This window comes from Streptomyces sp. NPDC088730 (genome assembly GCF_044751215.1).
In the GTDB taxonomy this organism is placed as follows: Bacteria; Actinomycetota; Actinomycetes; order Streptomycetales; family Streptomycetaceae; genus Streptomyces.
In genome coordinates, this window is the sequence record NZ_JBIVLK010000021.1 from 95,083 (window position 1) to 104,800 (window position 9,718).

A 9,718-nucleotide genomic window follows, 5' to 3' on the forward strand; every position below is an offset into this window, starting at 1 on the left:
CGGCCGGAGCGGCACCCCAAGTTGCCCGCGGGCTGCCGCTCATGCCGCCGGGCGGCACGTTCCGGCCTGCATAGCGTGAAGCCATCCGCAGGCCACGGTCCCGGCAACAGAAAGTCAAGGAAATGGTTGATCATTCCGGCTGGCGTGTCGGGGTAGCCTCAGCCCCCGTCCACCACGGTGAGATCCTGCAAGGCGTGTTCACCGGTGACGGAGGGCTCACCCGAGGTCTCGTCACTCTTCCCTGCACCATTCACGCGACCCGCGCGACGTTCATCCCCGCCCCCGGCGACGAGGTCACCGTCACGCCGCACTGGAAGGGCAAGGCACGGCGCGCGGCCGAACTCGCGGTCCGCGCGGTGACCCCGCCGGGCGCAGAGCCGGCCGGCGGCCACCTGGACCTCACCGGTGACGTACCGCTGTGCCGGGGCTTCGGCTCCTCCACGAGCGATGTGCTCGCCGCCATCTGGGCGGTCAAGGACGCGTTCGTCAGCCCCCTGCCGCCGCAGGAGGTCGCCAGGATCGCGGTACGGGCGGAGACCGCCTCCGACTCCCTGATGTTCGAGGAGTCCACCGTCCTGTTCGCCCAGCGCGAGGGCACGGTGATCGAGGACTTCGGCTACCGGATGCCGGCCCTGCGGATCCTCGGCTTCGGCTCACGGCCCGAGGGCGGCGGGCGCGGTGTGGACACCCTGGCCCTCTCGCCGGCCCGCTACGGGCAGGACGAGATCGACCTCTTCACCCGGCTGCAGTCGATGCTCCGGGAGGCCATCCAGATGAAGGACGTGGCCCTGCTGGGATCGGTGGCCACGGCCAGCACGGAGATCAACCAGCGCCATCTGCCGATACCGCGGCTCGACCGCATCCGTGACATCGCGCGGACCACCGGAGCCGTCGGAATCCAGGCGGCACACAGCGGGGACATCGCCGGGCTCCTCTTCGACCGGGACGACCCCGAGGTCGAGGCACGGACCGGCACGGCCCAGGACCTCCTGCAAGAGCTCGGAATTCACGAGCAGTGGAACTACACAACGGGTGACTGACATGACGACGACCACTCTCCCCAAGGCTCACTCCTCGATCGTGGAGGCGACGGAGCTGCCACGCATCATCAAGGTGACCGACAACCTCTACGCGGCCGCCTTCAGCCTGATGAAGCTGCTGCCCGCCCGCTACATCCTCGACCGGGCGGAGGCCGCCGGTCTGATCTCCCCGGGTACCCGGATCATCGAGACCTCCTCCGGCACCTTCGCGCTGGGCCTGGCCATGGTCTGCCGGCTGCGCGGCTACCCGCTGACCATCGTCGGTGACTCGGCGATCGACCGCGATCTGCGCACCCGGCTCGAAATGCTCGGTACGACCGTGGAGATCGTCGAGCACACCGGCCAGGCCGGCGGTATCCAGGGCGCCCGGCTCGCCCGCGTGGCCGAGCTGCGCCGGCAGGACCCGGAGGCCTTCGTCCCCGGCCAGTACGACAACCCCGACAACCCCGGCGCGTACGGCATCGTCGCCGATCTCATCGGGGACACCGTGGGCGCCGTGGACTGCCTGGTGGGCCCGGTGGGCTCGGGCGGCTCCACCGGCGGGCTCGCGGCCGCGCTGCGGCAGACAGGGCCCGCCCTCCACCTGGTCGGCGTCGACACTCAGGGGAGCATCATCTTCGGCAGCCCCGACGGACCGCGCACCCTGCGCGGACTCGGCAGCAGCATCCACCCGGGCAACGTCAGCCACACCGCGTACGACGAGGTCCACTGGGTGACCGCGCCCGAGGCGTTCCACGCGACCCACGAGCTCTACCGCGAGCACGGCCTGTTCATGGGCCCGACCAGCGGCGCCTCCTTCCAGGTCGCCTCCTGGTGGGCCGAGCAGAACCCGCGGAGCACCGTCGTGATGGTGCTGCCGGACGAGGGCTACCGCTACCAGTCCACGGTGTACAACGACACCTGGCTAGACGCGCAGGGGATCGTCCCCGCCCCCGCCGCCGGCGGCCCCCGCACCGTCGAGCACCCGCTGGACGCCACCGCCGCCTGGTCCCGGCTGCTGTGGGCCCGCCGCGGCTTCGACGACGTGGTGATGCCGGTGGTCGGCTCATGAACGAGCGCCTGCTGCTCCTGGTGGAGAGCAACACCACCGGCACCGGACGGCTGTTCGCCCGCCGCGCGGCCGAACTGGGCGCGGTGCCCGTGCTGCTCTGCGCGGACCCGGGCCGCTACCCGTACGCCGCAGAGGACCGGCTGCGGACCGTCACCGTGGACACCTCCGACGAGGACGCGCTGTGGGCGACCGTGCGGTCACTGGAGGACGGGGCGACCGTCGCGGGCGTGCTGACCAGCTCCGAGTACTACGTGCCGACCGCCGCCGCCCTGGCCTACCGGCTCGGGCTGCCCGGCCCCGCGGCCGACGCCGTACGGGCCTGCCGCGACAAGGCCGAGCAGCGCCGGATCCTGACCGCCGCGGGCGTCGGCTCCGCGGACTTCGCCGTCGTCAGCGAGGTGGCCGGCGCACTCGCCGCCGCCCGCGGCATCGGACTGCCCGTGGTGGTCAAACCGGTGCAGGGCTCGGGAAGTCTGGGTGTCCGGCTCTGCACGGACCTCGGCGAGGTCGCCGAGCACGCCGGGACCCTGCTCTCGGCCACCGTCAACGAGCGGGGCGTCACCGCACCGGGCCGGATCCTGGTCGAGGAGTACCTGACGGGCCCGGAGTTCTCCGTCGAGGTCTTCGGCACCGAAGCCGTCGTCACCGTCGCCAAACACGTCGGTCCGCTCCCGGTGTTTGTCGAGACCGGACACGACGTACCGGCCGCCCTCCCCGGCGAGCAGGAGATCGCCCTGCGCGAGACCGCGGTACGCGCGGTACGCGCGCTCGGACTCGGCTGGGGCGCCGCCCACGTGGAACTGCGGCTGACCGGCACCCGCACCGCCCAGGTCATCGAGGTCAACCCCCGGCTGGCCGGCGGCATGATCCCCGAACTGGTCCGCAGGGCCTGCGGGACCGACCTCGTACGCGCCCAGGTGCTGGCCGCGCTCGGGGCCGCCCCCGAACTGGAACGCGGCCGCCACGCCCGCGCCTCGATCCGCTTCCTCACCTGCGACCAGGACGGCATCCTCGCGCCGTCCGCCGCCCTGCACGAAGCCGTGGACCGGGCCCGCACCGTACCGGGCACCGTCGAGGCGCTGCTCTACCGGGGCCCCGGCGAACCGGTGGGCCCCGCAGAGGACTTCCGCGGCCGCGTCGGCCACGTCATCGCCGTCGCCGACCGCGCGGGACGGGCAGCGGAGGCGGCCGGCCGGGCCGTGGCCCTGCTCGGCGAAGCCGTCTCGTACGCGGACCTGCACACAGAGGAGGCATACGCATGACCACAGCGCCCGCGCACGGCGTCGACACCGGCCGGCTCAAGGCCGCGCTCGACGCCGAGGCGCACCGCATCGTCTACGACCAGTACCTGCCGGACACCGCCGACGGACTCGGGCAGGAGCTGCGCGGCATCAGCGAGGTCGACCGGGCCCACCTGATCATGCTCACCGAGCGCGGCATCGTCGACCGGGACCGGGCAGCGGCCCTGCTGCGCGCCATCGAGGAACTGCGCGGGCAGGATTTCGCACCCGTCAGGGCCAGACCGATGCCGCGCGGCGTCTACCTCGCCTACGAGGGCCACCTCATCGAGCAGCTGGGTGACCGGACCGGCGGCATCCTGCACACCGGCCGCTCGCGCAACGACCTCAACGCCACCACCACCCGGCTCAAGGTCCGCGCCCCCTACCTGGCCCTCCTCGACGCGGTCGACCGGCTGGCGGAGGTGCTCCTGGACAGGGCCGAGGAGTACCGGGACGTGGTCATGCCCGCCTACACCCACGGCCAGCCGGCCGTGCCCATCGGCTACGGCCACTACCTCGCCGGTGTCGCCGGCGCGGTGCTGCGCGCGTACGAATCGCTGCTCGACGCCGGACGCCAGATCGACGTCAACCCGCTGGGAGCCGGTGCGATCGGCGGGACCTCCGTCCCCATCGACCCCCGGCGCACCGCCGAACTCCTCGGCTTCAGCTCCGCCGCACCCAACTCGGTCGACGCGGTGGCCTCCCGCGACTTCGTCCTGGACCTGCTCTCCGCGTCCGCCGTCCTCGGCGTCGCGCTGGCCCGCACCGGCCGGGACCTGAGCACCTGGACGTCGGAGGAGTTCGGCCTGCTGAGGGTGGGCGACACCCTCGTCGGGTCCAGCTCGATGATGCCGCAGAAGCGCAACCCATTCCTGCTCGAACACATCCAGGGCCGGTCCGCCGCGAGCCTCGGCGCCTTCGTCGGCGCGGCGACCGCCATGACCACCGGCGGCTACACCAACGCCATCGCGGTCGGCACCGAGGCCGTACGCCACCTGTGGCCCGGACTCAGCGACACCACCGACGCGGTGACACTGCTGAGCCTGGTGGTCGCGGGCACCGAACCCGAACGCGAACGCATGACGGAGAGGGCCGTGGACGGATTCACCTCGGCCACCTACCTGGCGGAGCGGCTCGTGCTGGACGGGATGCCGTTCCGGGCCGCGCACCATCTGGTGGGCGAGACCGTGCTCGGTGCCCTGGACTCCGGCCGGTCGCTGGTGGACGCCGCCCGCTTCCCGGCCGTCGAGGACGGCGGACTGGCCCCCGGGCTGGTGGCCCAGGCGTGTGCCCACGGCGGCGGACCCGGCTCCACGGCCGACGGGATACGCGCTCTGGCGGCCCGGCGGGACGTACTCAGAGCCGAGCTGACCGCCCGGCGCACCCGCTGGTCGGACGGGAGCGCGCTGCTGACCCGGGCCGTACTCAAGGCGGTGACGTCATGAGCGCCGGACTGTCCGAGCGGGCCCCCGGCATGGACCACGAACCGCCGCCGCGCAGCGGGCTGCGCGGCCACCGGGACTTCCGGCTGCTGTGGATCGGCGAGACGACCAACCGCGTCGGCATCAACATCACCGCTGTCGCCATGCCCATGGTCGCCCTGGTGACGCTCAAGGCGAGCGTCTTCTCCGCGAGCCTGCTGGCCGCCGCGCCCTGGCTGCCCTGGCTGCTGATCGGCCTGCCGGCCGGCGCCTGGGTGGACCGGATGCGGCGCAGGCCGATCATGCAGATCTGCAACGTGGTCCCGCTCGTGCTCCTGGCGAGCGTGCCGGTCGCGGGCTGGCTCGGCATCCTGACGATGACCCAGCTGCTGACCGTGGCGCTGATCAACGGTTTCGCCGCGGTCTTCTTCGGGATCTCGTACAAGGTCTACGTGCCTTCCATCGTCGGGCCGGAGGACCTCCAGGAGGCCAACGCCAAGCTCCAGGGCAGTGAATCGGTCGCCCAGGTCGCCGGTCTCGGCGGGGGCGGACTGCTCGCGCAGGCGTTCGGCGCCACCTCCGGTCTCCTGGTGAACTCGGCGACGTTCCTCGTCTCCGCGCTCTGCCTCTCCGGCATCCGCAGCCAGGAGCGGCTGCCGGAACGGCCCGCGCAACGCCCGGCGCTGAGGCAGGACATCAAGGAAGGGCTCGGCTTCGCCTTCAAGGACCCCTACCTGCGGGTGCTCACCCTCTACGGGACCGCCACCAACCTGGTGCTCACGGCAGAGGCGGCGATCCTGCCCGCCTTCATCCTCCGCGTACTCGGCGTACCAGAAGGCGCCACCGGATGGCTGCTGGCGTCGAGCAGCATCGGCGGCATCCTCGGCGCCACCCTCGCGAAACGGCTGATCGCACGGTTCGGCTCGGCCCGCGGACTGCTGGTCGCCACCATCCTGAGCGCCCCGTTCGCCCTGCTCATCCCGCTGACCGGGGCGGGCTGGACGCTGTCCGCGCTGGTGGCCGGGAGCGCCGTGCTCTCGCTCGGCGTCGTACTCGCCAACGTGATCCAGGGAGCGTTCCGCCAGCGCTACTGTCCGCCCCAGCTGCTCGGCCGGGTCTCGGCCAGCATCTCGGTCGCGAACTTCGGCGTGATCCCCATCGGTTCACTGCTCGGCGGAGGCCTCGGCACCCTGCTCGGCCTGCGGCCCGCCCTGTGGGTGCTCACCGCGGGCCTCGCCCTGACCCCGCTGCTCCTGCTGACCGGGCCGCTGCGCGGAAGGCGGGACCTGCCGGTCGCGCCGGCCACGCGGTGAGACCCGGCTCACCTGTCTCACTCCCGTACGAACAGGAGAGACCCCGTGGAACACACCCTGCCGTGGGTCGTTCGTGAGCTGCCACCCGCCGGCTCACTGGACCTCTGGCTCCTGAGGGTCTCGGATGTCCCCCTCGGCATCCTGGACGAACAGGTACTCGACGCCACCGAGCGTCAACGGGCCGCCGGCCTCATGCACGCCGCCGACCGCACCCGGTTCACGGCCGCGCACGTCGCCCTCCGCCGGCTGCTGGGCTCATACCTGAGCCTGCGCCCGGAGGACGTCCACCTCGGCCGGGACACCTGTCCCTGCTGCGGCGGACCGCACGGCCGGCCCACCGTGCTCGACGCCGACGAACGGCTGTTCTTCTCGCTGTCCCACCGGGGCGACCTCGCCGTCGTCGGCACCGCGGCGGCCCCCATAGGGGTCGACGTGGAGCTGGTGGGCGACGAGGAGGGCACCGCCGAACTCGCCTCGATGCTGCACGTGGACGAGCAGGCCGAACTGGCCGCGCTCAGCCCGGCGGAACGCCCCCGGGCGCTGGCCCGGCTCTGGACCCGCAAGGAGGCCTACCTCAAGGGCCTCGGCACGGGCCTGGGCCGCGACCCCGCACTCGACTACGTCGGCTCCGGACGCCCCGAGGGCCCGTACCCGCCGTCCGGCTGGACCCTGCTCGACGTCCCGGTGGACCGGGGCTACGCGGCGGCGGTGGCGGTGCGCGGCGAGCTGAGCGTGGAAGGACCGTTCGTCAAGCGGCTCTCCGGCCTCGACGTCGTACGGCACGCCCGCGAGGCGCTGCGGACGGCGGGGGCCCCGCCCTGATCCGCCCCGAGGTCCGCCGGGTGCACCCGATGCGGTGATCACCCGGCGGCGGGTACGTACCACCGGCCGCCCCCGCCGCGGCTCCCGATCACCGAAACGTCCTCGACAACACCCCTACGGACTTTTGGAACTGACGATGTCAAACGCTGTGCAGCAGGCCCCCGCGCCCCTCCTCCCGCAAGTGCGGACCCGTCCCACCGGGCAGCCGGACACCGGCGCCGAGCACGTGACGGGTGCCCAGTCGCTCATCCGCTCTCTCGAAGAGGTCGGCGCGGACACCGTGTTCGGCATCCCGGGCGGCTGCATCCTCCCCGCGTACGACCCCCTGATGGACTCGGCCCGGGTCCGCCATGTGCTGGTCCGCCACGAGCAGGGCGCCGGCCACGCGGCCACCGGATACGCCCAGGCCACCGGCAAGGTGGGGGTGTGCATGGCGACCTCGGGTCCGGGCGCCACCAATCTGGTGACCCCGATCGCGGACGCGCACATGGACTCCGTGCCGCTCGTCGCGATCACCGGCCAGGTGCCCTCCAAATCGATCGGCACGGACGCCTTCCAGGAGGCGGACATCGTCGGCATCACCATGCCGGTCACCAAGCACAACTTCCTGGTCACCGACGCCGACGACATCCCGCGGACCGTCGCGGAGGCCTTCCACATCGCCGCCACCGGCCGCCCGGGACCGGTGCTCATCGACATCACCAAGGACGCCCTCCAGGCGGCCACCACCTTCCAGTGGCCGCCGGTGCTGGAACTGCCCGGCTATCGCCCGGTGACCAAGCCGCACGCCAAGCAGATCCGCGAGGCCGCCCGGCTCATCGGCGAAGCCCGCCGGCCGGTCCTCTACGTCGGCGGCGGGGTGCTCAAGGCACGCGCCACCGCCGAACTGCGTACCCTGGCCGAGCTGACCGGGGCACCCGTCGTCACCACCCTGATGGCGCTCGGCGCCTTCCCCGGCAGCCACCCCCAGCACGTGGGGATGCCCGGCATGCACGGTGACGTCGCCGCGGTCGCCGCGCTGCAGAAGGCGGATCTGATCGTCGCGCTGGGGGCCCGGTTCGACGACCGGGTCACCGGCAGGCTGGACGGCTTCGCGCCGCACGCCAAGGTCGTGCACGCCGACATCGACCCGGCGGAGATCGGCAAGAACCGGCTCGCGGACGTCCCGATCGTCGGAGACGCCCGCGAGGTGCTCGACGCCCTGGCCGCCGCCGTGCGCGGCGAGCGGGACGAGGGGCGCTCGGGCGACTACACGGGCTGGTGGCGGGAGCTGGACCGCTGGCGGACCACCTACCGGCGCGGTTACGAACTCCCCGCGGACCCGGGGCTGCTCTCCCCGCAGCAGGTCATCGAGCGGATCGGCCAACTCGCCCCGGACGGGACACTGTTCGCCTCAGGTGTGGGCCAGCACCAGATGTGGGCGGCGCAGTTCCTCCCGCACGAGGAGCCCGGCACCTGGTTCAACTCGGGCGGTGCGGGGACGATGGGGTACGCGGTGCCGGCAGCGATGGGGGCCAAGGCCGGGAAGCCGGACCGCACGGTGTGGGCGATCGACGGTGACGGCTGCTTCCAGATGACCAATCAGGAGCTCACCACCTGCGCGCTCAACAACATCCCGATCAAGGTCGCGATCATCAACAACGGCGCGCTCGGGATGGTCCGCCAGTGGCAGACCCTGTTCTACAACCAGCGGTACTCCAACACCGTGCTGCACTCCGGCGCCGACACCGACGGCAACGCGGCGAAGGGCACCCGGGTGCCCGACTTCGTGCAGCTCTCCGAGGCGATGGGCTGTGTGGGCCTGCGCTGCGAGAACCCGTACGAGCTCGACGCGATCATCGACAAGGCCAACTCGATCAACGACCGCCCCGTCGTGGTGGACTTCATCGTCCACGAGGACGCGATGGTGTGGCCGATGGTCCCCGCCGGCACCTCCAACGACGACATCATGGCCGCACGCGACGTACGCCCCGACTTCGGCGACTCCGCGGACGACTGAGAGGACCTCCCGACATGTCCCAGCACACGCTCTCCGTCCTGGTCGAGAACACGCCCGGCATCCTCGCCCGGGTGGCCGCCCTGTTCTCCCGCCGCGGCTTCAACATCGACTCGCTCGCGGTCGGCACCACGGAACACCCCGAGCTCTCCCGCATTACCATCGTGGTCCGGGTCGATCACGAACTCGCCCTGGAGCAGGTGACCAAGCAGCTCAACAAGCTGGTCAACGTCCTGAAGATCGTCGAGCTGGAGGCCGACTCGGCCGTCCAGCGCGAGCTGGTCCTGGTGAAGGTGAGCGCCGACAACGCCTCACGCGCCCAGATCGTGCAGATCGCCGAACTGTTCCGGGCCAGAACCGTGGACGTCTCGCCCGAAGCCGTCACCCTTGAGGCGACCGGCTCCGGCGACAAGCTCGACGCGATGCTCAGAATGCTCGCGGCCTTCGGCATCAAGGAGCTCGTCCAGTCCGGCGCGATCGCGATCGGCCGGGGCTCCCGGGCGCTGGCCGACCGCACCGCACGCGAGGCCCGGCCGATCCGCCTGACCCCGGCCGGCAACACCACCGCGGCACGCGCGCAGAGCGCGTAGCACCCGGCCGCCCTCCGCTCCTCCCGTCCGTACACCGTCATATTCCAGGAACCAAGGAGAACTCCCCATGCCTGCCGAGCTGTTCTACGACGACGATGCCGACCTGTCCGTCATCCAGGGCCGCAAGGTCGCGGTCCTCGGCTACGGCAGCCAGGGCCACGCCCACGCGCTGTCGCTGCGCGACTCGGGTGTCGACGTCCGTGTC

Annotated in this window: 8 protein-coding genes and 1 pseudogene; all 9 read left to right on the plus strand. The window is 72.1% G+C overall.

What is annotated here, in order from left to right:
- Positions 1–194 precede the first annotated feature (194 nt).
- Positions 195–1,040, plus strand: coding sequence for a kinase (locus ACIP89_RS34865; protein WP_401933099.1), 846 nt, complete (start codon positions 195–197; stop codon positions 1,038–1,040).
- A 1-nt stretch (position 1,041) separates the two neighbouring features.
- On the plus strand, positions 1,042–2,091 hold the full coding sequence (locus ACIP89_RS34870; RefSeq protein WP_401930286.1) for a PLP-dependent cysteine synthase family protein: 1,050 nt from the start codon (positions 1,042–1,044) through the stop codon (positions 2,089–2,091).
- Positions 2,088–3,353, plus strand: a complete 1,266-nt coding sequence (locus ACIP89_RS34875) for an ATP-grasp domain-containing protein (RefSeq protein ID WP_402118370.1) — start codon at positions 2,088–2,090, stop codon at positions 3,351–3,353. Before ACIP89_RS34870 ends, ACIP89_RS34875 begins: the two co-directional genes overlap by 4 nt.
- On the plus strand, positions 3,350–4,816 hold the full coding sequence (argH, locus tag ACIP89_RS34880) for an argininosuccinate lyase (protein WP_401930290.1): 1,467 nt from the start codon (positions 3,350–3,352) through the stop codon (positions 4,814–4,816). The genes ACIP89_RS34875 and argH overlap by 4 nt, the downstream gene beginning before the upstream one ends.
- The gene (locus ACIP89_RS34885; RefSeq protein ID WP_401930292.1) at positions 4,813–6,105 is read left to right on the plus strand and encodes an MFS transporter; all 1,293 of its coding nucleotides are present in this window, start codon (positions 4,813–4,815) and stop codon (positions 6,103–6,105) included. Before argH ends, ACIP89_RS34885 begins: the two co-directional genes overlap by 4 nt.
- A gap of 45 nt (positions 6,106–6,150) precedes the next feature.
- On the plus strand, positions 6,151–6,927 hold the full coding sequence (locus ACIP89_RS34890) for a 4'-phosphopantetheinyl transferase family protein (protein WP_401933108.1): 777 nt from the start codon (positions 6,151–6,153) through the stop codon (positions 6,925–6,927).
- 136 nt (positions 6,928–7,063) lie between these two features.
- A complete protein-coding gene (locus ACIP89_RS34895) occupies positions 7,064–8,926 on the plus strand; it encodes an acetolactate synthase large subunit (protein ID WP_401930296.1) in 1,863 nt (620 codons plus the stop codon).
- Between the two features lie 14 nt (positions 8,927–8,940).
- Positions 8,941–9,513 carry an acetolactate synthase small subunit gene (ilvN, locus tag ACIP89_RS34900; RefSeq protein ID WP_401930298.1) on the plus strand — a complete coding sequence of 191 codons (573 nt, stop codon included), beginning with the start codon at positions 8,941–8,943 and terminating at the stop codon, positions 9,511–9,513.
- Between the two features lie 67 nt (positions 9,514–9,580).
- Positions 9,581–9,718, plus strand: a pseudogene (locus tag ACIP89_RS34905) (ketol-acid reductoisomerase); the annotation flags it as partial.